This window comes from Lactococcus formosensis (assembly GCF_018403745.1).
In the GTDB taxonomy this organism is placed as follows: Bacteria; Bacillota; Bacilli; order Lactobacillales; family Streptococcaceae; genus Lactococcus; species Lactococcus formosensis.
Genome location: NZ_BOVP01000003.1, coordinates 203,672 through 230,669 on the forward strand (window position 1 = coordinate 203,672; position 26,998 = coordinate 230,669).

Below are 26,998 nucleotides of genomic sequence, written 5' to 3' on the forward strand. Positions count from 1 at the left end.
AGGGTTTTTTATGTTTGAGCTTCAAAATAAGCTTAAAAATGAGTTTGGTATAAAATTTGCTGATGAAGAATTATTAGAAATAGCTTTTACTCACTCGAGCTATACGAATGAAGAACGCCTCCCAAAGGTTGCAAACAATGAACGTTTGGAGTTTTTGGGAGACGTCGCTCTGTCTTTAATCATCTCAGAATATCTTTATCGTACTTACCCAGATAAACTTGAAGGTGAACTATCGAAGATGCGTTCTAGCATTGTCCGCACAGAATCTTTAGCTAATTTTTCACGTCAGTGTGAGTTTGGACGTTTTCTACGTTTAGGGAATGGTGAAGAAAAAACAGGTGGACGTAATCGTGATACAAACCTTGAAAATCTCTTTGAAGCCTTTTTAGGTGCCCTTTTCTTAGATGCTGGCATGGAAGAAGTGCGTCAGTTTATAAATCGAGTAGTTATCCCACACGTAAAGGCTGACGATTATTTTAAAGTCATTGATTATAAGACAAATTTGCAAGAAGTATTGCAAGTTGATGGTGAGACAATCATTGAGTATAAGATTCTAGAGGAAACAGGTCCCGCACATGCGCGTGAATTCGTCGCAGCTGTTTATAATAATGGAAAAGAGCTTGGGCGTGGGCGAGGTAAATCAAAAAAAGTTGCAGAGCAAAAAGCAGCGGAAAATGCAATAAAAGGTCAGATTCATGTATCTTAAAAAAATGGAAATTATCGGCTTCAAGTCTTTTGCCGACCGTACGAAAATTGAATTTGACCAAGGGGTTACAGCTGTTGTTGGTCCCAATGGTTCTGGGAAGTCCAACATTGTTGAAGCACTGCGTTGGGCTTTAGGAGAACAATCGGCCAAGTCACTTCGTGGCGGTAAAATGCCAGATGTTATTTTTTCAGGTACAGCTAAGCGTAAAGCCCTGAACTATACTGAAGTTATTGTAACTTTTGATAATGCAGACCAGTACCTTACTGGTTATGAAGAGGATGCCGAAGTGACTGTTACACGTCGCTTATATCGCAATGGTGATTCTGAATTTTTGATTAATGGGCGTAAGTGCCGTTTGAAAGATATTCATGAACTTTTCACAGATACAGGCTTAGGGCGTGATTCTCTTTCTATTATCTCCCAAGGACGTATCGAATCTGTCTTTAACTCTAAAGCAGAAGAACGACGGGCAATTTTTGAAGAAGCAGCTGGTGTTTTGAAATATAAGACACGACGGACTGAAACAGAAAGTAAATTGCAGACAACACAGGATAATCTCGATCGTCTCGAAGATATTATCTTTGAGCTTAATGGTCAATTAACCCCCTTGCGTGCTCAGCGTGATGTTGCTTTGCGTTTTCAAGATTTAGAAGCACAACGCTCTGAGCTTGCTCTTTCTGTGTTGGTTGCTCAGCTTCTTGATGAGAAGAAAAGATATGAACAAGCGAAGCAAGACCTAAGTACAGTTGAGGCTGAGCTAAGTATTTTAAAAAATCAACAAGCAAGCTACGAAGAACAACTTCTTAATCTAAAAAACTCTCGGCTGAAAATAGAACAAGAGCAAGAGAAAGCTCAACAAGACAACTTGTCCTTAACAGAACTCAAGTCTGATTTACAACATAAAATAGATGTCTTTGACCTCCAAAAGTCTTCTTCTCAAAAATCAGCCGCAGAACGCCAAGAGCGCATCGAAGAACTTGATTCAAAATTGGTGGAAGTTTTTCAAAAGAAAAATGCATCGCAAAAGAAAAAAGCAGAGCTCAAAGAAAAAGAGAATGAAGCACAAGTTCAACTGGATGAGTTAGAAAAAGAATTAGCGCGTTTTGCTGAAAGTCCAGAAAGTTTAGCAGAGAAACTTCGCGAAGATTATTTGCAATTAGTGCAACAAGAAGCAGAGTTTTCCAATCAATTGACTAAAAATAGGTCTGAATATGAAAATATTTCACGCCGTCTGGTAGAATCTGATGAGAATGTAAAAGAAAACACAGAAAAATTTCAAACAATTTCTGCTGATCTTACAAAAGCAGAGGCTGCTTTAGAAGCGCTCAATCAAACTGCTCAAACACTTGAAAAAGAAGTGCAAGAAAAGAGTGAAGCAGAAGCAAGATACGCTGAATCAGAGCGTCAAGGTCAAAATATGATGTATGATCAAATGCAACAACTCAGCAAATATAAGGCCAATCTTTCAAGTATGCAAAATATTCGTGACAGTCACAGTAACCTGTATCAAGGGGTCCGTGCTGTCATGACTCAAAGTGCGGCACTTGGTGGTATTATTGGAGTAGTTGCTGATCTCTTAACTTTTGACAAAAAATACACTACTGCTATTGATATTGCCTTAGGTGGCGGCAGTCAAAATATCGTGGTTGAAGATGAAAACTCAGCCAAAAAAGCAATCGCTTATTTAAGAGAAAAACGCTTGGGACGAGCAACATTCCTTCCACTCACCACGATAAAACCTCGTGAATTTCGAAACTACGAACGTCTCGTAACGATGGAGGGATTCATTGATACCGCCTTAAATTTGGTTAATTTTGAACCACGGTTGCAAAGAGCAATGTCGAGTTTATTGGCAACCACTGCTATTGTTGATACAGCTGAAAATGCAAGTCAAATAGCGCGTGCAATGAACTATACTATTCGTATCGTAACTTTAGATGGTACGCAGATTAATCCTGGGGGGTCTTACTCAGGGGGAGCAGCGAAACGCAATAATACAACTTTCACCAGTACAGAAATTGAACATCTGACTGAAGTCATCGCTTTAGCAGAAAGTAAGCTTAAAGCAGTCGAAGATAAATTGCAAAAGCAACAGCTTACACGTCAATCCTTGAGTACACAACTTGAGGCGCTACGTGCTGAAATTCAAGAAAAACGTCTAACTGAGCAAAGTTTGAAGTTGCAGATTAAGCAATTATCAGAACAAAAAGCAAATCTTCAGGCATTAGTTACGGATATCGAAAATACAGAATCACATCAAGCGCTGCAAGAATTATCAGGGATGAACGAAAAACTGGTACAGCAGTTGGCTAAGATTGCTGAGGATAAGCAGGCTTTAGATGATCAACTTGAAGAAGTCAAATCTAACAGTCAAAGCTTTAATGCTCTTAAAGAGCAGAAAAACAGTGCATATCATGACACGAAATTACTTTTGTCAAGTCTGAAAAACGAGTTACGTTTTGCTCAAACGGAGCAGGAACGCTTAATGCAAGAATATGAAGTTCTAGAGGCTGAAAAAGGTAAACTACAAGCAATTGGAGAAGCACAGATTGATGAAGCGAGTCGTAATCTTTATGCTCAGCAATTAAAAGAGACAGAGGAAAAACTTCAAGAAGCTAATGTGAAGTTAGTGAGTTTGCGCTTTGAGAGGGATGACCTGCAAGCTCAAACAGAAGAACTTGAGGAGCAAAATCGTGACTTGCTGGAAAAAAATCAAATACTGAATAATAAAAAAGCGCGTTTGGAAGTAAGGATTGAACAATCAGAAAAACTTTTAAAAAATCGCCAAAATACACTTTTTACTGAGTATGAAATGAGTTTCGATGAAGCTAAAATGAAGGCTAAAACCCTTGAAAATCTTTCTGAATCAGAGCAACAGCTCAGTCTTTTAGAGCGCCAAATCCGTGCACTCGGTCCGATTAATTTAGATGCAATTACTCAGTATGAGGAAGTACATCAACGTCATGCCTTTTTGAGCAGCCAACGGGATGACCTCTTGGAAGCTAAAAATATGCTACTCGAAACGATTCAAGAAATGAATGAAGAGGTAGAAATCCGCTTTAAGACAACCTTTGAACAAATCAGAGAAAGTTTTCAATTAACTTTTTCACAAATGTTTGCAGGAGGAGAAGCCAACCTTGAATTAACGAGCACCAACTTATTGGAAGCTGGTGTTGAAATCAAAGTTCAACCTCCAGGTAAAAAATTAGCCAGCTTGAACCTTATGTCTGGTGGGGAAAAAGCATTGACTGCTCTGGCCTTAATTTTTGCTATTTTACGTGTTAGAACGGTGCCATTTGTGGTCTTGGATGAGGTAGAAGCAGCATTGGATGAAGCTAATGTTAAACGTTTCGGAGATTACATGAATCACTTTGATAACTCCAACCAATTTATTGTTGTCACACATCGCCGTGGAACAATGGCAGCAGCAGGTACAATGTATGGTGTGACGATGGCTGATGCGGGGGTTTCGAAGGTTATTTCTGTACGATTAGAGGATGAAGTTTAAACAGGTTAGCCATATGAAGCTTAAGCTTAGCTCAAGGCTCATTTGTTAGAATTATTCTCAATGTAAAAAAAGGAAATTACTCTTGTGCAAATAAAAAATAAATTGAGGCTTACCTTGAAAAAATTACTTAATAGTTTTAATACACGACTAGGTTTAGTATGCTGGTCGACCTTCTTTATTTGGGTCAAAACCATGATTGCCTACTTTTCTGTCTTTAAGGGGTTAAACTCTTCTAATATTGCAGATTATCTATTAGTCATTGTTAATCCGATAGGCTTTACAGCAATCTTCTTTAGCTTAATACTGTTTGTTAAAAGAAAACAGCTTTTCTACTTAAGCATGCTGTTGATGAACTTGATTGGAAACTTATTGGTTTATGGGAATATTCTCTATTATCGTGAGTTTTCAGATTTCCTTACGCTTAACACCTTGACTGGGGGAGCCGGAATGGTCGGGAAAGGTTTCGACTTAGGTTCTATTGCTGTTTCTTGGGTGGATCTCGTGTTCTGGATTGACATTCTCGTTATCCTTGTGCTTTTTCTTACCAAGAAGATTAAGATGGATGAACGTCGTCCTACGAATATTTTCGCCTTTAAGGTTTTCAGTGCCTCAGTCATGATTTTTGGATTGAACTTTTGGATGGCTGATCTCACTGAACATCGTCTAGTTTCACGACAAGCGCAATATGATGCCACTTATGTTGTACGTTATTTGGGCTTAGGCCCATGGTTAGCGACTAATAGCTGGTATACTCATGTGTCCAACGAAACGAGAGCTATGGCTTCCAAAACAGACTTTACAAAAGTTCAAAAATACATTCAAGAAGATCGCTATCTTGCGCCAAATGCGCAGATGTTTGGTATTGCGAAAAACCGGAATGTTATTGTGATTCACCTTGAATCACTGCAGCAAGATGTTATTAATATGAAGGTAAATGGTGAAGAAGTTACACCTTTCTTGAATTCACTTTATAATAATAATCCTTCCGTGTATTCTTTTTCAAACTTCTTTAACCAAGTTGGGCAAGGTAAAACTTCTGATGCAGAAACTATGCTTGAAACTTCAACATTTGGTTTATCATCTGGCTCACTTTTCTCAAGCCTAGGAAGTACACAGACTTTCCAAGCTATGCCGGCCATTTTGCAACAAAAAGAAGGCTATTCAAGTGCTGTATTCCATGGTAATGTTGGTTCATTTTACAGTCGTAATAACGTTTATCGTAATATGGGTTATCAAAATTTCTTTGATCAATCTTTCTATGATCTCACGCCAACCAACTCTACTGCCTGGGGTGTTAAGGATAAATACTTCTTTAAGGACTCAATCCCATATCTTGAGCAGTTACAGCAACCTTTCTATGCGAAATATTTGACGGTTTCAAATCATACGCCCTATACAGGACTCGAAGATTATGAAATGAATCCGAAATTAGTAGAAGGTGGCTCTGGAAATTCAGTCGTTGATAACTATTTTGTTACGGCTAATTATCTAGATTCATCGGTTAAAGATTTTTTCGACTACTTAAAAAAATCTGGACTTTATGAAAAATCAGTTATTGTTCTTTATGGAGATCATTACGGAATTTCTGGTTCCGATACAAAATATTATGCCCCATTCATCGGTAAAAGCGCAGACAACTGGACAGAGTATGATAATACGATGATGCAACGTACACCGTTCATGATTGATATTCCTGGTCAAACATCAGGACATATCAGTGATGAATTTATCGGGGAAATAGATGTTATGCCAACCTTAGAGCATTTGCTTGGTATTTCAACGAAAGATTATATTCAATTTGGACAAGATGTTTTTGCACCTAAACGAGAACAATTTGTTGCACTCCGAAATCGTGGTTTCGTTACACCAACTATTACGAAATCAAGCGCGACAAGTTCGGTTTATCATGATACAAAAACCGGAGAAGTTTTGAAGTTAAACGAGAGTCAACAGAAGTATGTTGATAGCATCCAAGAAAAAGTTAATAAAATGTTAGACATGTCGGATACTTTCAATACGGAAGATCTGCTTCGTTTCTACACACCACCTGGATTTAAGCCAGTACAACCGGGCAACTATAGTTACAACGTTACTTCAACAAGGAATCGTCTCAAAGAAGAACAAGATGTCCTAAAAGCACGTTCAACATCTCTTCTTTCAGAAAACCAGGGAGTATCTACAGTTGATCTCTTTAACGATCCAGTCTTAGCGGCGAAAAAAGCTCAAGAGGAAGCTGAAGCAACAGCAAAAACAAAAAATAAAGAAAAAGAAGATGTCAAAAATTCGTCTTCTGTCAGCAAAAACGAAGAGAAAGGAAAGTAAAATCTTATGAAATCAGGATATTTTCAGCCTTTAAGCAATATTTATAAAATAGCCTGGATGTGGTGGGTTATCCTTCTTTCTTTCCAACAAGTTCTTTTCTATGAAAACAATCTTCGAATGAACTGGTTTCAAATAACTATTCTTGTCTTCTTGGTTCTCGCTTTCTATTTCTTGGTGAGACAACGTCGCTTTTTTGCAGCGGAGAATGCACTTCATTTTTCTCGTGATTTTCGTTTGGGTATGCTTGAAATTGATTTCAATTATATGAGTTCAATCAAACTTACGTCAAGAACGCTTCGTTTTATCTATGTTGGAAAAGAATATCATTTTGTTGTATTGGGGAAATCCAATCAACTACTACAAAACGTTTTAAAGGAAAATAATGTTGAATACACTACATCAACACTTAAAAGATCCGCGAAAGTGTAAGATCTTTTGGTCTCTTATTTTTGGCCTCATTTGGCTTGGGACAAATATCTATGTTATTATGGAAACACCTGTTTGGAGTGAAAAGTACATCACAGCTTTTATCCTTGGGAATATCTGTATGTTTATCGCAGCAGCTTACATGGTTTTCATCTATCGTTCGGTCAAGAAAATCGACACACTTACAGAAAGTAAAATCCAGCATTACTATAAAATGTCAATGTGGATTTTAGGGCTTGCAGTATTGCTTGTGCCTTTTTTCTTTATTATTCATGTACCTGACACAGCACATGACTGGGATTTCTTCGTAATATTTAGAGATACCATGCAGCTTGGTGGTCGTTCATTTGCCAATCTTCCGATGACTGAAGATGAACTTCTCTACTTTTTACGTTATCCAAATAATCAGTTCTTTGGGATTGTCTATAACACTCTTTTTGCACCTTTCACAACCAACTTATCGAGAATTATTGCGACAACTGTTGTAGCGGCAATTCTGACAAGTATTTCTGTATTGGGTGGGTCATTGATCATTAAAAAGATTTCTAATCTTAAAATGGCCTTGATTTACAATTTGGTTGCTTTTGGTTTTATACCGTTTTATCTTTATGGAGCACAGCTCTACACAGATACAGCGACATTACCATTTGTCATTTTTGGCTTACTCTTCATGATTTATGCACTTCAATCAGAAAAGACCAGCAAGATGATCATCTGGTGGATAGCAGCATGCCTTGTTGTATTCTTTGGCTATAGTATTAAACCTACTGTTTTCATCCCAATGATTGCTGTCTTTTGTTTCCTTGTACTTAACCGTAAATGGAAAAAACTGCTCATTATGGTTCCTGTAGCAGCGTTGCTCTTTGTAGGTGTTCATCAAGGAGTTAAAGCAGTTATCGCAAACGAACCAGCTTTCTCAGAACAAGCCAATGACCGATATAACCTACCGATGATTCACTGGGTGACGATGTCTTTTGACCCTATCAATAAGTATGGAGGCTTCAATCCGGATGTCTTAGCATACTCTCAATCATTTACAGATGTAGCATCGAAGAAAGAAGGAATAAAGCATCGTTTTATTGAAAATCTCAAGGAAATGGGCGTTCCAGGTGTTCTGGTTCAATTGTGGCGTAAAATCATGTATACGTGGTTTAATGGTGATTTGAGCAATTTCTTCTATACATATCGTCATTCTAATCCCTTTATTTTCCGTTATTTTGACTGGACGAGCTTTGCTCCAGAAGAAGGGAATATTACGGGCTGGTTGTTGATTAAAGCAGCACAAACACTCTATTGGTTAGCCATTGTCCCATTGATGTGGTATGAGATTTTCCTAGGTATTTTCAAGAAACACAAGACAGAATGGTTTATTGTCGGACTTTCAATGGCAGGTTTGACAGGGTTCTTATTGCTTTGGGAAGCTAATTCTCGCTACCTTTATAACTTTGCACCAATAATGCTTATTTTGGCAACCATGGGCTTGGTAGACTTCATTCAACGCAACAGGAGGAAAAATGGAATTTCTGAATAAAAGCATGTATCGTATTTTGCTTTGGCTCTTTATGGCAGCTTTAGCTATTATGGCTGTGCAACCTTTTACGGATGCTGGTTTTGTCGAACCTATTTCAGTTGTGTTGTGTGCTAGTTTGCTCTTTTTCCTCCTCCGTTTTGCCTATCGAAAATTTCATAATATGAATAAAAAAGGCTTGAAAATGTTTATTTTCGCCTTTTTTGCAGTTTTTATTCTTTTGCAGATTTTATCTGTGACTCAAATTCATACAATGGTTTTTGGAGATCCTTGGCATATTCAGGCACAAGCTACACGAATTATGCAAGGAGACATGGTTTGGGATGTTTGGATTAGACAATATCCTAATCTCGTCCCTTTAGTTGCCTTGAATGTCGGATTTATGAAAGTTGCAGAAGGACTTCATATCTCTTACTACTTCGTTTTTTATGCATTTAATATTCTTATCAATACTAGTATTTGGGCTTTGCTGATTCGCTTCCTATGGAAAAAAAGAGCAGGTTTAGCAGCCTTTGTTACCTTTCTAATGTTAATTCTCCCAATGAATTATGATTTCTTATTGAGAGTAGGATATTCAGATGGATTTGCGATTTTAGTTTTATTGATTATTGCATTGCGCTTTGATAAGATTCAAAGTACAGGCGTGTTCGATATTTGGCAACTTATCAGTACAGTGCTCTTGTTTACTCTCGGATTCCTTGCACGTCCTAATGTGATTATCATTCTGGTTGCTTTAGCAATTTTAGGCTTAGTGGCCTTCAGTCAACGAAAAAAATATAAAAAATTATGGATTTTAATAGTTAAGCTCATTTTAGCTTCTTTTGTTGGTATTATTTTGGCAATGGGAGTAACTCGTGGATTAGCAAGCGCTATGCAGTATGATTTAAAAGGCCCAGATGTATTTCCTACTGTAAACTGGATTTATGAGGGTCTAAATACAGAATCAATGGGCGAATGGACACCCATTGATCGTGATTATACACTCAACCACTTTGGTTTTGAAACAGCAAAAGAAGCCAATATTGCTGGAATTAAAGAGCGTTTAATGCACTTAGGAAAAAATCCATGGATGATCCCAATACTCTTATTGGCGAAATTTGGGCAGCTTTGGTCTTGCGGAACGTTCGCAACGGCTACGGATTATCAGCTTTTCTCTGGTTATTACAACTGGACAAAAGCTCCAGGTTGGATCATTGATAATATCGGTGCCATTAATATCTTTATCTCAACTTACGCTAAAGCGCTGATGACCGTATTCCTCTTTGCCATTGTTTACCGCCTTTGGAAGACAAAAAAAGAGGAGATATCAGTTTTTTCTCTAGCAATTTTAACAACGATGGGAATTACACTCTTTCATACTTTACTTTGGGAAGTTAAACCTCGTTACCAATTCATGACCTTTGCTTTAATCATTCTTGCGGCTGCACTCAGCTTTGATAAAATTTTTTCGGAAAAAACTGTCTTTAAACCTGAAAAAGGGCGAAGCAAGCTTTTGAAAATAGCTTATCCAATTATGGCTTTGTTATCTTTAGGGCTGATGTTAACATTGATGCAAAAACAACCAAAACAAGCAATTGTCGTGAACGCACAGCAACATTCGGTTAATCACTTTGGTTATAGTAAAGGGAGTATTGACTTAGGTGCAGGAAAAAGTATTTCTCAGTCTTTTGACTTAACAACATCGGCTAATCGTATTGATTTCAATTCTTATGCGAATATGGAAATGAAATTAATTCTTGAGAAAAAAGAAGAAGATATATGGAAAAAAGTGGGTGAAACTCCAATCCTTGCAGAAAATGCTATGACTGTTTTGGAAACAGCTATGCCCGTTGGGCATTATCGTATGCGAGTAGAAAATATTCAAAAAGTTCCTGTTACGATGGGCTTAATGACGAATACGGAAAATCTAGATTATCCGCATCTGATTGAGTTACCCAACAGTAAACATGCTTCTTTTGGCTTCTCAATTTCACAAAATGAGCCAAAAACAAAATTTCCCTTGGGATTGATTCTCACCTTTGCGGTTATTTATATCTTAGGATATTTTGTCATTTTGACTGTGGTAAAAAACAATGATTAAATTCTTTCTAAAAAAAATTATTCTGCCCTGCTTGGTTGCAGTGGCAGCTTTTGTTATCGTTGATCATAACGCACGATTTTATCATGAACCTTTAGGCCTTATTGAGGAAGTAAAAACTGTTGAAAAGATAACTTTAAGTGATAATTTCAACAATAAAGATACAGAAATACAGCAAAATCTTAAAGTCAGGATGCTCAATACTTCACAAAAAGATCAGGTTTTAAATCTTAAAAATATCTCCAATCAGTCCCAACTCACCGGCCAGCTTTACCGTAAAAATCAAAAAATATTATTACGTGAAAGTGCGGGAACGATGCAGATTGTTGGTCAGAAGCGAGATGCATTGATAATAAGTTTAGGTATTCTTTTCATCGGACTAACCTTGAGTTTTATTCGATGGCGTGCAACACTCTTCCTCACCTTATCCCTTCTACTCAATCTTTTATACTTTGTTTTAGCGATTGCTTTTGATATTCGCTTTACTTCTGTAAATGCGCTCATCACTTTTTCTTGCTTGGCATTGGTTTTTGCGATTAGTTCATTAGGGTTCGTTTTAGGCTTTACGCGGCAAATGTTATTTACTTTGTTGACCACAGTTCTCACTAGTTTTTTGACATTCCTGCTGACTTTTTCTGTTTTAAAACTTACCGGAAATTCAGGGATTCATTTTGAAATGATGAATTATGTAACCCAAAACCCAATCTTATTTTTCTTTGTAGGTGCAATCATTAGTGTCTTAGGTGCAATTATGGATGGTACAGGAGATATTGTTGCTGGTTTATTTGGTCTTTATCGTCAAAATCAGTTTAATAAAATAAAGATGTCTCAAAAAGACTATATTAAGTCCGGTATGGAAATTGGGAAAGAAATTATTGGAACATTGACAAATGTACTCTTTATGATTTTCATGGCGGAAACGATACCCATGACTTTACTTCTTTTAAGAAATGGAAATACGTGGAATTATATCGCAGGCACAGCTCTAAATCTGGGTCTACTACAAACAATTATTTCTGCAATTGGTATTGTACTTGCAGTTCCAATCACAGCTGTAGTGACGAGTTTCGGACTAAGAAAGGAAGCAGTAAATGAATAGTTTAGTTGTTCTCTTCATTGTTTTGACTGTCTTAATTATTTTAGTTTCGGGTGTTGAAGGGATAAGAAACCTCATCGGCCTAGCGCTTAATTTCATTTTGATTTTTGCAATGATAACTCTGCTTTCTTGGGGGATGAATACCTTTATTCTCTTAAGTGTGGTGTCGGTGCTTATTCTGGCAATCGCAATATACATGTCTTCCGACGATAATATGGTAACAAATATTTCCTTTAAAACAAGCCTTATAGTTGTATTTTCTCTTCTTATTTTAGCTGTTTTGGTGCAGTACATTGGGAACCTCCAAGGCTTTGCAATTGAAGATACAGAAGAGCTAGAAGAACTATCGCTAGCAATAGGATTGAATTTCTCTAATATTGCAATTGTTGTCATGGTTATTTCGATGTTGGGTGCAGTTGCAGAAGCGGCCATGGCCTTGGTTGCCAGTTTATCTGAAGTTGTAGAACAAGATGAGCAGATGACATTGCCACAGTTTAAAGAACAGCGCTTTATAATTTCACAGCAAATTCTTGGGACCGCTGTAAATACACTTTTTTTTGGTTTATTAGGATCATCACTAAGCCTTATTCTTTGGTTTATTAGACTTCATTATAGCTTTGCTGAAATAATAAATTCTAAATTACTCATGGCTGATATGGCATCAATGCTTTTAGGAATGCTTGGAATTCTGTTTGCTATTTGGCTCTCTGGATATTTCGTTGAAAAAGAATTTGTGAAAATGTAACTCGAAGTAAAACGATAGCTCAAAAGTTATCGTTTTTTTTGAATTGTTGGTTAATCAATTTGTAACTTTAAAGAAAGTAAAGAAATGATATTGAAAAGAATTAAACTTTTTGATATATTATATGTATGAATAAAAATATATTGGATGGGATTGCAGATCGATTACACATTAAAGGTCTGAACCCTTTACTTTCATTAATGGTCTGGGAGATACTATTATTATTGGTCGTGCTTTTTGCCGTTCTATTAATCGTTTCTGTGAATTAAACAACAATGCATGAGCAGTTGTTGATTCTTTTACGTACTTTTATTAAAAAAATATTCTGAATAAAACACTTATCAATGCTAACTAAGAATATAAAATTATAATTTCCATTATACTAATGTATAAAACCATATTCCTAAGTGAATATGGTTTATTTTTTATATTACTTTTCTAATGCGGCAATCTTTGCTTCAAGAACTTTGATTTCCTTTTCTAATGTCTCTTTTTGATCGGGATTTGAGGCAGCTTGAAGCTCTTTCTTCATTTCTTCTAAAGATTGTTTTTGATAAGTAACGAGCTCTTTTTTCTTATCTGTTATTTTTTCTAAAAGCTTACTTTTATCTTCTTCATTAGGTGGAGTGTATGCTGGAAGTTTTTCATTTTGGAAATGATCAGCTAATAAACTCATTGGTGTAGTTTCTTTATCTTTCATGAGTTTCATTTTCCATGATGAATCATAATGATCTAATAAAAGACCTGCGAAAGCACCAATATCATAAGCTTCCTCTACATTTCCATTAGAAGTACCATAACCTTTGGTCTGTTTTCCTAAGGCTTGGATGGCCTGAGCGATATCCCCATCTGTGCGAAGTTGCTCTGGGAAGTAGGTATATAAGGCAACCATAATTTCCATATATTGTGCGGAACCTTCAGTACGGTCCCAATAATGTGCGTTATCAAAGTCAGTTTTATGTTTTGCCTTATATTCATTATAAGTTGCGATAGCTTGCAAAACTAAGTCCATGTCCTTTGGTTGAGCAACAGCCTTCATCAAGTTTTGAATCAATTGATAACGGATAATACGTGCTTCTGTTTCTTCTAGATGTTGGTCTTTTTCTGAGCCAATCTTGGCGGTATTAGTTTCAGAAAGCTTATTCCATTTTTCCTGTTCAAAGATATGAAAATTTTCATGTAAGACAAAGACCAAGGCATCGTAAGCTCCTAAGTGGGGATAGCGATTAAGAAGTTCCTTGTCTTTGAGTGTAGCATCATTCAGGGAAAAATACATTCCTCCGCCCTTAAGCTCCTTATCATGCACGCTATAGTTTGCATCTACTCCAAATTTTTCAAACTGCTTGCCGTAATAGCCCCAAGTACCGGGAGTCTCTGAACGTTCGACATTCATTTCCTTGGCTTCTTGTTCAGAAAAATCACTGATTTGCCCGTCTGGAGTGATTTTCCACATTTTTTTACTGTCTGTGTCTTCCAACACGACTGGAATATTTGTCACAGCACTCTTCGGCCAAATCTTTTCAGCGACTTGATTATATTTTTTGAGTTGTTGTGCAAAGATAGGGACAAAATCTTGCACTGTTTCAGGTTGATTTTTATTTGGAATAAAATTAAAAGCTGCTTGCTTTTTGTTTTCCTTACTTTGTTTAGAATCTACAGATTTTGATTTGTTTGTATTTCCAGTCGAGCAGCCAATAAGACTTGAACTTAAAATGATGATCCCTATACCTGCAGTTATTTTTACTATTATTTTTACCATGCTTTTTTCCTCTACTTGTTTATCATTTTTATCTATACAATGTTTTATGAGTTTATATAAATCCTCCTCTCTTTTGAAGACCCTTGTCCCTTGATGGAGAACAAAGCATTCAAAAAATAAAATATTAGTTATTCCAGATAAATATCATAAAAGCACTCTAAATATTAGTACGTAAATAAATCTAAAGATTCACTCAAAAAATATTTTGAATAAAAAGGTTAAATTAACGTGTTAATTATAGATAGTTTTCGCTATTAATTAAGTGTTATGAAGTTTTCTTCTTAGCCGTAGCAGCTACGAATTACAAAGGGAATAAAAGAGATGTTTTTATGAGACACTGGACTATTCTGGCATCTGAATGTAATGTAAGTAAAATAAATATCTTTTTAGTGATTCCAAAAACAATAAAGTTATATTGTTTTCTAAGTATTGATGATTGTGAGATAATAGTAATATAATTAAAATAAAATGAGAGTGGAGCACTTATGTACAAAACACCCCATCACTTTTCTAGTTCAGATGCGAGACTAGAGCGCTTAAAAAAATTTGGTAATGTGATAATGACGGCTACAGTGGCTGCAGGATTAGGTACTGCAGTAGGAATTGCTTTACCTGTTAAAAAAGCATCAGCAGATGAAGCAGGCCAAGAAATCATTGCTAAGCAACTTAGTAACTTCGCAATTTCAAATAAAGCTGATGATGCTGTCTTACGCTCAGAAATTGAACGCTCCCTTTTAATTTCAGCATCAGCTGCCATTTATGCAAACACGTCGGAAACAATAATTGATGGGTATATTGATGAGATTGTAGATACGTTATTCTATCAGCTCCGTGAAGCTGGAACACCTGTAGGTGTGAATGACATGTCGGCAGTCGTAAGCATTGATGGGCATAATGTGTCTTTTAACCTTGAAATTTTTGTCTATGATGATACGCAGGCCTTTCTGGAGGATAATCATTTTGTCCTCTTTGATCAAGCACCTGTACAGCAAGACCAGAGTGAGGAGATGAGAAATTTGGCAGGGGCTGTGACCTATAAGGTACAAACTGGAGAACTCCTCTCCACTGTAGAGCCGCAGCAGATACAGACGGTAGCACAAGCTTTTGATACACTAACCATTGTTGCGAGTGATCCAAACGGGAATGACCGTATCAATGCTACAGGTACAGCTGAGCCCTATACGACAGTTACCGTGACTTGGCCAGATGGCACACAGACGCATAATATCCCAGTAAATGCAGAAGGAAATTGGACTGTAGAAAGCCCTACATCTCAAAACACTGGTGAGCTAAGTGCTACTTTTATTGACTTGGCTGGGAATATGAGTTCGCCAGTAATTACTCAGTATGTAGACCTTACACCACCTGTTAAACCTACAGTTTTTGTTTCTAATGTAGACAATGACCGCTTCCCTACAGCCTCAGGCAGCATGTTCGGAGAGTTTCAGACTGGGACGACGATTACGGTTACTTGGCCAGATGGCACGATGACTGCTGGTATCCCGCTTGATGCAGCGGGGAACTGGACTGTTGAGAGCAGTAATCAGCAAGCTTCTGGAAATGTTACTGCCCAAGCGGTTGATTCCGCTGGAAATACAAGTCCAGAGGCAGTTGCCCCTTGGGAAGCTGACTTCTATGCAGAAATTGAATTTGATGCAGAACCGGTAAACCCGAGCAACATCATCTACAAAGGACAGTTTTTCGATGTTACAGGTACAGTCACAGATGTGGAAGATGGGCAAAGTGTTACCCTTACAATAAGTAGTGGTGGAGGAACTTCAAGGGTCTTTAGAACGATTGTCGAGAATGGCAAGTGGAAAGTTTCCGATATTGACTCCACAGACCTTAATCTTGGTTCTCTCGGTATGTCTGTTGCAACAGTTGATCAGGCGGGAAATCAAACAAGCACTGTTTGGGTGACAGCTGTCTTCACTCCTCCAAGTATTGAGATTCTTGATGCTATGACTGTTGTTGAAGGTGAAAGTAGCCAATTCGTTATTAGTTTAGAAACAGCCCTTGCGTATGACGTTGAGATTACCTACCAAACGAAGTCTGGTACAGCCAGTGAAAGCTCAGACTTTATCGGGAAAACAGGAGTGGTTGTTCTTAAGGCTGGTCAAAGTTTTGTTGTTGTTGATGTCGAGACGCTTGATGATACTTTTGACGAGGCAGATGAGGAGCATTATAGTTTGCAGTTGATTTCAGCAAAAGCACATATCGGTAACCAACTTTTAGCACTAACGCTAGGAAAGACAGAGGCCCAAGCAGCAATTAAGGATAACGATAGAGGATTTGTCGTAGACACACGAGCTGTTGTTCACATTAACCCCGTCAGTGCTATCTATGAGAGTCAGATTTTAAATCTTTCAGGCTATGTAGAAGATATCGAAGATGGGCAAGAAATCATTGTAAGACTCTCCTCTGCTCTCGGAGGCGTCAAGGAGTATCGAGTTATCATTGCAAATGGTCAATGGATAATCTCCAATATTGATTATAGTCAGTTTCTAGAGGAGCACACGGTATCAGTGGAAGTCACAGCTGTTGCTACAGATCAGGCAGGAAACACAGCATCAGACGGAGAAGTATTCGCCATATTGCCTTTACCAACGGTTCGTGTGACCGATAACCCAACAGTTAAAGAAGGAGAGCAGGCAGAGTTTATCTTTAGTCTGGATCAAGAACAACCTTATGATGTTTATTTGACATTTACCAGCTTGAGCGGTAGTGCGGGTGTAGATGAGGATTTTGAAAATCTTTCAGGCGGTGTGTGGATTAGAGCGGGGCAAAAACAGGTGACTGTCTACGTGTCTACCAAACAAGATTCGATTGTAGAGCTAGATGAAAACTTTATGGTTGTCATCTTAACGGCGCATCTGGACTTAGACGGAGATGGGACTATTTCAGAAACAGATTTGCCTATCCGTATCCTACCACCAGCCAATGAGATTATCTTAGATGACGATACATTGACAGATACGGAACATATCAACAATGTTAGGATTGAAACTGTTTCAATCGATAATCACTTGACCTTGCTTGAACAAGTGCAAGAAAAAACTGTAATTACGGGACAGGCTATTTTACCAGAAGACACCGCTGAATATACCTTGATAATTAAAATCTATAATCATACTTACGAGGCAACAGTTGCTACAGATGGTTCATGGACCCTAACAGTGCCGACGATCGATTTACTGCAAGATGATGATTTGAAGGTCGAGGCGTTTTTGATCTCTAAGGATAATGTAGGAAATAGTGCTGAAAGTTCACACTACTTAAACTATAAACTAGAGCGTGATATAGAGGCACTAGAGGGTGCTACATTAGATATACTGCATGTCGCTCAGGATGATCGTCTGTCACTCGTTGAACAAGAACAAGGTACTGCTATCATCGAAGGGATATTTAGTCTCCCACCAGATGTTAGAGAAAGTAGTCTTGCAGTTCTTGTTGGAAATACGACTTATCTTGTAAGTTTAGGAGAAGATGGTTCTTGGCAAGTGAATGTACGTATGGAGGACCTTTTGCTAGATTTAGACCGTACGGTAACTGCGATTTTAACTGTAATTGATCAATCAGGAAATAGTAATACACTTGTTAAATCTAGAGTGTACAGTATTGACACAGAACTTTTGTTATCAAAAGAAAAAAATGATGTTGGAGTGGAAAAAATAACTTCACTACCTGTTCTGCAGACGGTGCAAGTTCCTCAGGCTAATGATAAAGTATTTGCTCTTGAAGTAGTTGCTGAAGAAAAGGATAAGGTCAATGAATTACCTGATACAGGAGAAAATCTTGACTGGACACTAACTGCAACTGGAATTTTACTGCTTACTTTAGTAGCTTTCTTGAAGAAGAAACAATCTTTGGCAAAACTTTGAAAGCTAAATATTAATTAATTTTTAAAGGCAGTCTGAGAATATCAGATTGTCTTTTTTGAGGGGGAGAAATCAACAAAGAAATACGATACACTGATAAGAAATGAGGAATAATCTTTTTCAAAAACAATAGAGAGACTGTAAACTAATAATATCAATAATTAACAGCTGTCTTCTCATGGAGTATGTTATAATATAAGCATGACAAATGATGTAAAATTGATCGCTTTAGATCTTGATGGGACACTGCTGAACAGTGCAAAAGAAATTTCTGCTCCAAATATTGAAGCAATCCAAGAAGCACGTCAGAAAGGTGTAGAAGTAGTTTTGACAACTGGGCGTCCTCTTGCAGCAATTCAACCTTTTTTGAAAACATTGAAGATGTTAGATTTTGATGATTTTAGTATTACTTTTAATGGCGGCTTGGTGCAACGTAATACAGGGGAAATTCTTTCAAAAAGAGTACTGAGTTACGATGATGTTCGTCTGATTAAGCAAGAAACTCAGGCTTTAGAAATTCCTTGTGATATTTTGAGTGATGACATTGTCTATGTCACTGAGAGTGCACGACAATCCCAATATGGTTTTATCAACAGTCTTTTAGAATTTCATCCCGTAAAATTTGAAGACCTTGCTCAAGATGCAATTTATAATAAGATAGTTTCTTGCACAGATGCATCTTTTCTAGATTTACAGATTCCTAAGTTTCCCAAAACATTATTTGACCAGTTTGAAATTTTTAAAACACGTGATATTTTGTTAGAATTCATGCCCAAAGGAATAAATAAGGCCTTTGGTTTATCAAAATTGATTGAGCAATTGGACATCACACCTGAAAATGTAATGGCAATGGGCGATGAGGAGAATGATTTAAGCATGATTTCATGGGCTGGTTATGGTGTTGCAATGGGGAATGCTGTACCGACAGTGAAGAAGGAAGCCAATATCATTTCACGCTTTACAAATGATCAACATGCAGTTGCTGAAGTGATTCAAGAGTATGTTTTATAGGAGGAAATATGGGATTATTTGATCGGTTATTTGGTAAGAAAAAGGAAACCGAAGAGGTTCCTGAAGAAGTTGTTGAAGTAAAAGAACAGCCAGAGGTTGAATCAGAAGAAATAACGGACGATGTAGCTGAAGCAGAAGAACAGGTTCAGAACGAGCCAGCTGAAGAAGCTTTAACGGAAACGATACCTGAAATTGTAGCTGAATTTAGGCAAGAAACGTCAGCTAAAGAAGCTGAAGAAAAGAAAGAATTTCAAGAAGAATCTGATATCTTGGAAGAAGAAATTGAGGAGATTGAAGCAGCCGAAGTTGAAGAACTTACTCCAAAGGAAGAAGTTCTAGACGAATCTGAAACTCCAGTAGAGTCAAAAGTTCAAGAGGAAGAAAACTCTAATATTGAAGAGAAATACGACAAGTCCTTAGAAAAAACACGTAAAACTTTTGGACAACGCTTTAATGCTTTTTTAGCTAATTTCCGATCTGTAGATGAAGAATTTTTTGAAGAGCTTGAAGAAACACTAATCATGTCAGACGTCGGTGTTGACTTGGCTCTAGAAGTCACGGAAGAGTTACGAAATGAAGCTAAACTGGCAAATGCAAAATCACAAGAAGCATTACGGCAATTAATTGTTGAAAAAATTGTAGATAAGTTTGATGATGAAAAAGTACCGTCTGAGTTAAATATCCAAGATGAACTCACTGTTTTCCTTTTTGTTGGTGTAAATGGTGTAGGTAAGACAACAACAATTGGTAAACTTGCTCATCGTTATAAAAACGAAGGTAAAAAAGTCCTTCTTGCAGCTGCTGATACTTTCCGTGCTGGTGCGATTGATCAACTTGTGGAGTGGGGCAAACGCTCAGAGGTTCCTGTTGTCACGAAACCAGCAGGTTCAGATCCAGCCAGTGTAGTATTTGATGCTGTCGTAAAAGCAAAAGAAGAAAACTATGATATTCTTTTGATTGATACAGCTGGTCGTCTTCAAAACAAAGATAACTTGATGAAAGAACTGGAAAAAATAGGAAAAATTATCAAGCGTGAGTTGCCTGCTGCACCACATGAAGTGATTCTTGCTTTGGATGCAACAACAGGTCAAAATGCTATTCAACAAGCTAAAGAATTTAGCGCAGTAACACCGATTACGGGGATTGCTTTGACCAAGTTAGATGGTTCTGCAAAAGGGGGAATTGTTTTATCTATCGTTCAGAGCTTGAAAATTCCGGTAAAACTTGTCGGACTGGGCGAAGGGATTAATGATCTTACAGACTTTGATGAAGAATTCTTTGTACGTGGTTTATTTAAGGAGCTCATCTAGTAAAAAAAATGTCTATCTGTAAAAGATGGGCATTTTTTCAATTTTAGGATGAAAATGGTAAAGCCTCGGTTTAGGATAGTTTATCGGGACTTGAAAAAAAACACAATTCACGATAAAATGGAAAGGTCTAATTAGAGAACTGTTTTATATAGAAAGGCTATCATGTCGTATTCAAATTTGAAGTTATTTGCACTTTCATCTAACCAAAAGTTGGCTCATAAAGTTGCAAAAGAAATTGGTATCCAAGTTGGAAAATCACGCGTGCTCACTTATAATGATGGTGAAGTCGAAGTCAAAATCGATGAAAGTATCCGTGGAGAACACGTCTTTATCCTCCAATCAACAAGTGCCCCTGTTAATGAAAACTTAATGGAACTGTTGATTATGATGGATGCCTTAAAACGTGCCAGTGCTGCCTCAATCAATGTGGTAATGCCTTACTATGGTTATGCCCGTCAAGACCGTAAAGCACGTGCACGCGAACCAATCACATCAAAATTGGTCGCAAACATGCTTCAAATTGCTGGTGCAGACCGCTTGATTACCTTTGATTTGCATGCTGCTCAGATTCAAGGTTTCTTCAATATTCCTGTGGATCACCTTATGGGCTCACCATTGATTGCTGATTACTTCCGTCGTCACGGCTTTGCCAATGGCGATGATTTAGTAATCGTTTCTCCTGACCATGGTGGTGTGGGCCGTGCACGCAAGTTAGCGGCTTTCTTGAAAGCACCAATCGCAATCATTGATAAACGTCGTCCACGCGCCAACGTTGCTGAAATTATGAATATTATCGGTGATGTTAAAGGGAAGAAGTGTATCTTGATTGATGATATGATTGATACAGCTGGTACAATTACTTTAGCCGCAAATGCCTTGAAAGAGCTTGGTGCTACTGAAGTTTATGCTTCATGTACACATGCTGTTTTATCAGGTCCAGCTATTGAACGTATCGAAAGTTCAGGAATTAATAAGTTGGTAGTTTTGGATACTATTGAAATACCAGATGAACGTCGCAGTGATAAGATTGTTGAGATTTCAATCGCACCATTGCTTGCCGATGCCATCATCCGTATTCACGAGAAGCGTCCATTGTCACCACTTTTCGAATTACACATCCCTACGGAAAATTAAGAGCAGAGTGACCTTTAGGTCACTTTTTTGAAAAATGGAAATAGAAAAGATAAAAAAACTTTACCGCAACGTGGAAGAAGCAGAGCTTAATCAACGAGAGCGTACTTTAATAGCCATACTTTCAGAGCAGACTACTGACTTTTCGTCTTTACCTCTAGGACGTTTTCGTATCTTGCAATTTGCTGTTGCGGATTTTTCAGAACTTGTAGAAAATATAAAATTTATCTTACCTGATGTAATACGAGAAAATGCTGAAAAACAATTCGTTATTGAAGAATATACTGGGAATAATCTGAGTAAATCAGAGCTTACAGATAGTCTAAAAGTCTTGTCTCAAGATATGGGTGAGAAACTTCAATATTACCTCGGAAGCTTTGTGTCCAACGAAGAGCTCGAGCAAGTCTATCAAGAAGAAACACAGTTTTTTCAGCAAAAAGCCAGCTTTAGTGAGTCTATTCTGGCTCAGGGTCTCATGCATGTCGAAAGTTTATTATTGAATGACGTCAGACAAGAGCTTCTGCAAAGTCCGGAAGATAAGGAACTAGTGCGTGCCCTTTATACTACATATGGTAATCAAGCAGCTGCAGCAAAGCTGCTCTATGTTCATCGGAACACCTTACTCAATAAAGTAAAAAAATATGAACAGAAATATGGCTTACAACTTGTAGGCAGTGATTTAGTTTTAGCATTTAGTCTAATTGGTCATGAATAATTTTCTGCTCCAGATAAAAAGCAGCGATCTGCTTTTTTGATTTTTTTGATATAATAGAATTTGAGATTTGTAAATATAATTTATAAAAAACTTTAAGGAATGAAATATGGAATACAAACACATTGACATTGAAGCCAAGTGGCAAAAATACTGGGCGGACAATAACACTTTCCGTACAGGAACAGACAAAAACAAACCGAAATTTTATGCACTCGACATGTTTCCTTACCCATCAGGAGCAGGTCTTCATGTGGGACACCCTGAAGGTTATACAGCAACAGATATTCTGAGCCGTTATAAACGTGCACAAGGTTATAATGTTCTTCATCCGATGGGTTGGGATGCTTTTGGCTTGCCTGCTGAGCAGTATGCGATTGATACAGGTAACGATCCTGTCGAATTTACAGCGAAAAATATTGCGACTTTTAAACGACAAATCAATAGTCTCGGTTTCAGCTATGACTGGGAGCGTGAAGTCAATACGACTGATCCAGAATTTTATAAATGGACACAGTGGATCTTTACGAAGTTATATGAAAAGGGTTTGGCATATGAAGCAGAAGTAGCTGTTAACTGGGTTGAAGAGCTAGGAACAGCGATTGCGAATGAAGAAGTCCTTCCTGATGGTACTTCGGAGCGCGGAGGCTACCCTGTTGTTCGTAAACCAATGCGTCAATGGATGTTGAAAATTACAGCTTATGCGGAACGTCTACTTAATGATTTGGAAGGACTTGACTGGCCAGAATCAATCAAAGAAATGCAACGTAACTGGATTGGTAAATCAGTTGGTGCAGATGTTAACTTTAAAGTTGAAGGTAGTGACGAAGAATTTACGGTTTTCACTACGCGTCCCGAAACACTTTTTGGCTCAACATTTGCTGTTCTTGCACCAGAGCACCCATTAGTAGAAAAAATTACTACTGCTGAACAAGCTGACGCTGTAGAAGACTATAAACATCAAGCTAGCCTTAAGTCAGATTTGGCTCGTACAGACTTGGCAAAGGATAAGACTGGTGTTTGGACTGGTGCATACGCAATTAATCCAGTCAGTGGCAAGAAAATGCCTATCTGGATTGCTGATTACGTTCTTGCAAGCTACGGACATGGTGCCGTTATGGCTGTTCCTGGACATGATGAACGAGATTGGGAATTTGCTAAGGTCTATGATTTAGAAATCATCCCTGTTTTTGACGGTGGAAATGTGCAAGAAGCCTGCCATACAGAAGGTGGAAAAATTATAAATTCTGATTTCTTGGACGGTATGGAAAAAGAAGAAGCGATTGAAAAAATGGTCGCTTATCTGGAAGAAAAAGGTATCGGTTCCCGTAAAGTGACTTATCGTCTACGTGACTGGCTCTTTAGTCGTCAACGTTATTGGGGCGAGCCAATCCCAATTATTCATTGGGAAGATGGCACAACTACTGCTGTTCCAGAAGAAGAATTGCCATTAGTGTTACCAAAAACTTCCAATATTAAACCTTCAGGTACTGGTGAGTCACCTTTGGCGAATTTAACAGATTGGCTGACTGTGACACGTGAAGATGGTGTAAAAGGCCGTCGTGAAACAAATACAATGCCACAATGGGCCGGGTCGTCATGGTATTACTTACGATATATTGATCCTAAAAACAGCCAAGCCATTGCTGATCCAGAGCTGATTAAAGAATGGCTTCCTGTCGATATTTATGTCGGCGGAGCCGAACATGCGGTTCTTCACCTTCTCTATGCACGATTCTGGCATAAAGTTCTCTTTGACTTGGGTGTTGTTCCAACAAATGAACCCTTCCAAAAACTTTTCAATCAGGGAATGATTTTGGGAACTTCTTACCGTGATAGTCGTGGTGCTTTGGTTGCTACAGATAAGGTTGAAAAACGTGATGGCTCTTATTACAATATTGAGACTGGTGAAGAGCTTGAGCAAGCTCCAGCTAAAATGTCTAAATCATTGAAAAATGTGGTTAATCCCGACGATGTCGTTAAACGCTACGGAGCCGATACTTTACGTGTTTATGAAATGTTCATGGGGCCTTTAGATGCAAGTATTCCTTGGTCAGAAGAAGGGCTGGAAGGTGCACGTAAATTCTTGGATCGTGTGGTTCGTTTGCTCAGCAATAGCATAATCACTGAAGAAAATGATGGTAGCCTAGATAAAGTTTATAATGAAACAGTTAAAAACGTTACCGAGCGCTTGGATCACATGTTGTTTAACACAGCAATTTCTCAATTGATGATCTTTGTAAATGCAGCAAATAAAGCTAAAACATTACCGCTTGAATATGCGAAGGGCTTTGTTCAACTTTTAGCTCCGTTTGCACCTCACCTTGCAGAAGAACTCTGGGTTGACCTCGGTAATGAAGCAGGTATTTCTTATGTAGCATGGCCATCGTTTGATGAAAGCAAACTTGTTGAAAATGAAGTAGAAATTGTCGTTCAAATCAATGGTAAGTTAAAAGCTAAAGTCATGATTGAAAAAGATTTACCAAAAGACCAACTTGAAAAAGTAGCTTTAGAAGCAGTCGAAGTGGAAGGGAATATCGTTAAAGTTATTGCAATTCCAAATAAATTGGTAAATATTGTTGTTAAATAATCTTAAAAGAGCGAGCAAATTTCGCTCTTTTTCTGTTCATTGCAAAACATTAAAGCAAAAAAGCAGGATTTCGTCGTCTTTTTTGCTACAATATGAATAGTTTTTGCTGTCAGAAATGTACAGTAAAAGATTGAGCAATAGAAAGAAGAAACAATGCCTTTTTATACAACAAATGATGGAGTTCAGATCAATTATCATAGCTATGGAGCAACAGAAAATCAAGCAATAGTTTTTATTAACGGCTATTCGGCGAGTGAAGTCACTTGGGCTTTTCAAGTCGATTATTTTGTTGCTGCTGGCTATCGCGTTATCACTTATGATCATCGGAGCCATGGACAAAGTCAAGAAGTAGATTATGGAATGACCTTACATCGTTTGGCGACAGATTTAGAAGAGTTGATGAGCGCTCTGCAACTTGACCGGCCAATATTAGTTGGACACTCCATGGGAGCAGCAACTATTATGGCATATGAAGAACTTTTTACAGACGGAAAGTTAATGGCGATTGTAACAGAGGATCAAGCGCCAACATTTATGAAAGCGCCGGACTGGTTAGATGGACAAACAGGAAAAACTCTTTCCGAATTATCTGATTTTATTAAAGAATTTCCGCGCACAAAATTAACTCATCGTCAATTGACAGATCAAGTGAAACGTGTGCTGGGTAAGGGAATGCTCCCCTTTAATTTTCAAAAGTACCAAGCTTTACTTCAAAATGTGATTACGCAAGATTGGCGTCAGAATCTTACGCGTGAAACGGTTCCACATTTATTTTTTGCAGGTGGTCGTTCTCCCGTTTTCCCACCGGAACATGCTCAGGCAGCAAGAAACCTCCAACATAATACACAATCAGAAGTAAGTATTTTTGAAGATTGTGGTCATATCCTTCACGTAGAGAATATTGAGGCATTCAATCAAAGACTTCTTAATTTTATTCAAAAAGTGCAAGAAAAAAAGAGTTAGAAATAACTCTTTTTATTTCTCTTGTTGAGCCAGAGAAAGTTTACTTTCTTTAGCTTCTAGATATTCAATAAAAATAATTTTAAGCAAGGCTGCAATAGGTACGGCGACAAACATTCCTATTACGCCAAAATAAGCACCACCAATCGAGATAGAGATAATAACGATAATAGGGTTAACATTCAAAGCTCCACTCATTAATTTTGGGCCAATGATATTTCCGTCAATTTGTTGGAGAATGATGAGCATAACAATCGTAACGAGTCCTGCTTCCCATCCCCCAGTGAAAAAAGCGATAATCATTGCGACAATCGAGGCAAAAATTGATCCAAAATAAGGAATCATGTTGCAAATACCAATTAGCAAACCTAAAGCCACTGAGAAGGGATTATGAGCGACTCCTGTTACATGGAGGAGAAGCAGTAAGAGCGTGGATAAAACCCATATGATACATGCATCAATAAATTGTGTGGAAATAAATTTATAGAAGATAATATCTGTCTGACGAAGATAATATTTTATTGCTTGGAGATGCTCCTGCTTAACAGAAATCTTCCCAAAGCGGAAGATAATCTGTAAGATACTTTCTTTATATAACAAAAGGTAGATTGAAATGATAATGCCAACAACAATACGGAAGAGCTGTGAAGCAAGTGTAAAAGTAAAGGTACTCAGAGATTCAATGCCGCTGGTAATGTAGCGTGCGGCGTCCTGTGCACTAAACGCATTGACAAAAGAGCGAATAGATTCTTCGATTTGTAAAAAATTATCTAACTCTTGAAATTGATTACTACTGAGCCATTGATAAATATTTTGGTAAATCGTAGGTAATAAGCGTAGAAACTCGAGTAAGTTACGAACAACAATGGGAAATAGATAGTAGATAACAAAAAAGAGGAGAAGAAAGAAAATTATATAAGTGACCAAAATACTAAATTTTCTGGCATGACGCTGTACAAATTTTACATTTAAACGCCTAAAAAGCAAACTAAGCCTATGGATAGGTTTGTCTAAAAAGTATGCCACGATTGCTCCGAGAAATAGAGGAGAGAGAATTTGTAAAAAGTTGACAATACCTTTTGTAATCGGGGTGATATTTGAAATGACATTAAAAAGTAAGAAGAGTACAACGAAAAAAAGAAGTCCGTTAAGCCAAAGGTTGAAGTTGATTTTTATTTTTCCCATGGGCGAATTGTCCTTTCGGGTAAATTGATATAAAGTAGTTCCTTTTATTGTAATATC

Annotated in this window: 17 protein-coding genes; 15 read left to right on the forward strand and 2 right to left on the reverse strand. The window is 37.6% G+C overall.

Features of this window, described 5'->3' with window-relative positions:
* The first annotated feature begins 10 nt into the window (after positions 1-10).
* The 8 genes from rnc (at position 11) to KJS37_RS04490 (ending at position 12,408) form a co-directional block, all read left to right on the forward strand.
* Complete coding sequence (rnc, locus tag KJS37_RS04455) at positions 11-706, forward strand: ribonuclease III (protein ID WP_017369219.1); 696 nt, start codon at positions 11-13, stop codon at positions 704-706.
* The gene (smc, locus tag KJS37_RS04460) at positions 696-4,214 is read left to right on the forward strand and encodes a chromosome segregation protein SMC (RefSeq protein WP_213496043.1); all 3,519 of its coding nucleotides are present in this window, start codon (positions 696-698) and stop codon (positions 4,212-4,214) included. The genes rnc and smc overlap by 11 nt, the downstream gene beginning before the upstream one ends.
* Before the next feature lie 84 nt (positions 4,215-4,298).
* Entirely contained in the window at positions 4,299-6,536 is a 2,238-nt protein-coding gene (locus tag KJS37_RS04465) for an LTA synthase family protein (RefSeq protein ID WP_213496045.1), read from the forward strand.
* Between the two features lie 6 nt (positions 6,537-6,542).
* Complete coding sequence (locus tag KJS37_RS04470) at positions 6,543-6,965, forward strand: EbsA family protein (RefSeq protein ID WP_213496047.1); 423 nt, start codon at positions 6,543-6,545, stop codon at positions 6,963-6,965.
* Positions 6,919-8,493 carry an ArnT family glycosyltransferase gene (locus KJS37_RS04475; RefSeq protein ID WP_165714803.1) on the forward strand — a complete coding sequence of 525 codons (1,575 nt, stop codon included), beginning with the start codon at positions 6,919-6,921 and terminating at the stop codon, positions 8,491-8,493. The genes KJS37_RS04470 and KJS37_RS04475 overlap by 47 nt, the downstream gene beginning before the upstream one ends.
* Positions 8,477-10,570 (forward strand): hypothetical protein, encoded by a 2,094-nt coding sequence (locus KJS37_RS04480; protein WP_213496049.1) that lies wholly within the window; start codon positions 8,477-8,479, stop codon positions 10,568-10,570. Before KJS37_RS04475 ends, KJS37_RS04480 begins: the two co-directional genes overlap by 17 nt.
* Positions 10,563-11,666: a YibE/F family protein gene (locus tag KJS37_RS04485; RefSeq protein ID WP_165711534.1), complete on the forward strand. Its 1,104-nt coding sequence runs from the start codon at positions 10,563-10,565 to the stop codon at positions 11,664-11,666. Before KJS37_RS04480 ends, KJS37_RS04485 begins: the two co-directional genes overlap by 8 nt.
* A complete protein-coding gene (locus tag KJS37_RS04490) occupies positions 11,659-12,408 on the forward strand; it encodes a YibE/F family protein (protein WP_165711533.1) in 750 nt (249 codons plus the stop codon). The genes KJS37_RS04485 and KJS37_RS04490 overlap by 8 nt, the downstream gene beginning before the upstream one ends.
* 427 nt (positions 12,409-12,835) lie before the next feature.
* On the opposite strand, the gene KJS37_RS04495 is transcribed toward KJS37_RS04490, so the two are convergent.
* Complete coding sequence (locus KJS37_RS04495) at positions 12,836-14,164, reverse strand: hypothetical protein (protein WP_213496051.1); 1,329 nt, start codon at positions 14,162-14,164, stop codon at positions 12,836-12,838.
* A 485-nt stretch (positions 14,165-14,649) separates the two neighbouring features.
* On the opposite strand from KJS37_RS04495, the gene KJS37_RS04500 reads away from it, so the two are divergent.
* The 7 genes from KJS37_RS04500 to KJS37_RS04530 all read left to right on the forward strand — a co-directional run bounded on the left by KJS37_RS04500 (position 14,650) and on the right by KJS37_RS04530 (position 25,759).
* On the forward strand, positions 14,650-18,045 hold the full coding sequence (locus tag KJS37_RS04500; RefSeq protein WP_213496053.1) for an Ig-like domain-containing protein: 3,396 nt from the start codon (positions 14,650-14,652) through the stop codon (positions 18,043-18,045).
* Positions 18,046-18,243: 198 nt separating this feature from the next.
* Positions 18,244-19,053 carry a Cof-type HAD-IIB family hydrolase gene (locus KJS37_RS04505; protein ID WP_096369312.1) on the forward strand — a complete coding sequence of 270 codons (810 nt, stop codon included), beginning with the start codon at positions 18,244-18,246 and terminating at the stop codon, positions 19,051-19,053.
* Positions 19,054-19,061: 8 nt separating this feature from the next.
* On the forward strand, positions 19,062-20,363 hold the full coding sequence (ftsY, locus tag KJS37_RS04510) for a signal recognition particle-docking protein FtsY (protein ID WP_213496055.1): 1,302 nt from the start codon (positions 19,062-19,064) through the stop codon (positions 20,361-20,363).
* 162 nt (positions 20,364-20,525) lie between these two features.
* A complete protein-coding gene (locus KJS37_RS04515; protein ID WP_004256224.1) occupies positions 20,526-21,497 on the forward strand; it encodes a ribose-phosphate diphosphokinase in 972 nt (323 codons plus the stop codon).
* A 34-nt stretch (positions 21,498-21,531) separates the two neighbouring features.
* The gene (locus KJS37_RS04520) at positions 21,532-22,209 is read left to right on the forward strand and encodes a helix-turn-helix domain-containing protein (RefSeq protein WP_213496057.1); all 678 of its coding nucleotides are present in this window, start codon (positions 21,532-21,534) and stop codon (positions 22,207-22,209) included.
* Between the two features lie 106 nt (positions 22,210-22,315).
* Positions 22,316-24,796 (forward strand): leucine--tRNA ligase, encoded by a 2,481-nt coding sequence (leuS, locus tag KJS37_RS04525; RefSeq protein ID WP_213496059.1) that lies wholly within the window; start codon positions 22,316-22,318, stop codon positions 24,794-24,796.
* Positions 24,797-24,949: 153 nt separating this feature from the next.
* Complete coding sequence (locus KJS37_RS04530; RefSeq protein ID WP_213496061.1) at positions 24,950-25,759, forward strand: alpha/beta fold hydrolase; 810 nt, start codon at positions 24,950-24,952, stop codon at positions 25,757-25,759.
* Positions 25,760-25,771: 12 nt separating this feature from the next.
* Here KJS37_RS04530 and KJS37_RS04535 read toward each other — a convergent pair whose 3' ends face one another.
* On the reverse strand, positions 25,772-26,941 hold the full coding sequence (locus KJS37_RS04535; RefSeq protein ID WP_213496063.1) for an AI-2E family transporter: 1,170 nt from the start codon (positions 26,939-26,941) through the stop codon (positions 25,772-25,774).
* Between the last annotated feature and the right edge of the window lie 57 nt (positions 26,942-26,998).

Coding starts and splice junctions, on each gene's coding strand:
- KJS37_RS04475 (WP_165714803.1), top strand. CDS start 6,919: ATGTTGAATACACTACATCAACACTTAAAAGATCCGCGAAAGTGTAAG.
- KJS37_RS04500 (WP_213496053.1), top strand. CDS start 14,650: ATGTACAAAACACCCCATCACTTTTCTAGTTCAGATGCGAGACTAGAG.
- KJS37_RS04470 (WP_213496047.1), top strand. CDS start 6,543: ATGAAATCAGGATATTTTCAGCCTTTAAGCAATATTTATAAAATAGCC.
- KJS37_RS04520 (WP_213496057.1), top strand. CDS start 21,532: ATGGAAATAGAAAAGATAAAAAAACTTTACCGCAACGTGGAAGAAGCA.
- ftsY (WP_213496055.1), top strand. CDS start 19,062: ATGGGATTATTTGATCGGTTATTTGGTAAGAAAAAGGAAACCGAAGAG.
- leuS (WP_213496059.1), top strand. CDS start 22,316: ATGGAATACAAACACATTGACATTGAAGCCAAGTGGCAAAAATACTGG.
- rnc (WP_017369219.1), top strand. CDS start 11: ATGTTTGAGCTTCAAAATAAGCTTAAAAATGAGTTTGGTATAAAATTT.
- KJS37_RS04485 (WP_165711534.1), top strand. CDS start 10,563: ATGATTAAATTCTTTCTAAAAAAAATTATTCTGCCCTGCTTGGTTGCA.
- KJS37_RS04505 (WP_096369312.1), top strand. CDS start 18,244: ATGACAAATGATGTAAAATTGATCGCTTTAGATCTTGATGGGACACTG.
- KJS37_RS04480 (WP_213496049.1), top strand. CDS start 8,477: ATGGAATTTCTGAATAAAAGCATGTATCGTATTTTGCTTTGGCTCTTT.
- KJS37_RS04495 (WP_213496051.1), bottom strand. CDS start 14,164: ATGGTAAAAATAATAGTAAAAATAACTGCAGGTATAGGGATCATCATT.
- KJS37_RS04515 (WP_004256224.1), top strand. CDS start 20,526: ATGTCGTATTCAAATTTGAAGTTATTTGCACTTTCATCTAACCAAAAG.
- KJS37_RS04535 (WP_213496063.1), bottom strand. CDS start 26,941: ATGGGAAAAATAAAAATCAACTTCAACCTTTGGCTTAACGGACTTCTT.
- KJS37_RS04490 (WP_165711533.1), top strand. CDS start 11,659: ATGAATAGTTTAGTTGTTCTCTTCATTGTTTTGACTGTCTTAATTATT.
- KJS37_RS04530 (WP_213496061.1), top strand. CDS start 24,950: ATGCCTTTTTATACAACAAATGATGGAGTTCAGATCAATTATCATAGC.
- smc (WP_213496043.1), top strand. CDS start 696: ATGTATCTTAAAAAAATGGAAATTATCGGCTTCAAGTCTTTTGCCGAC.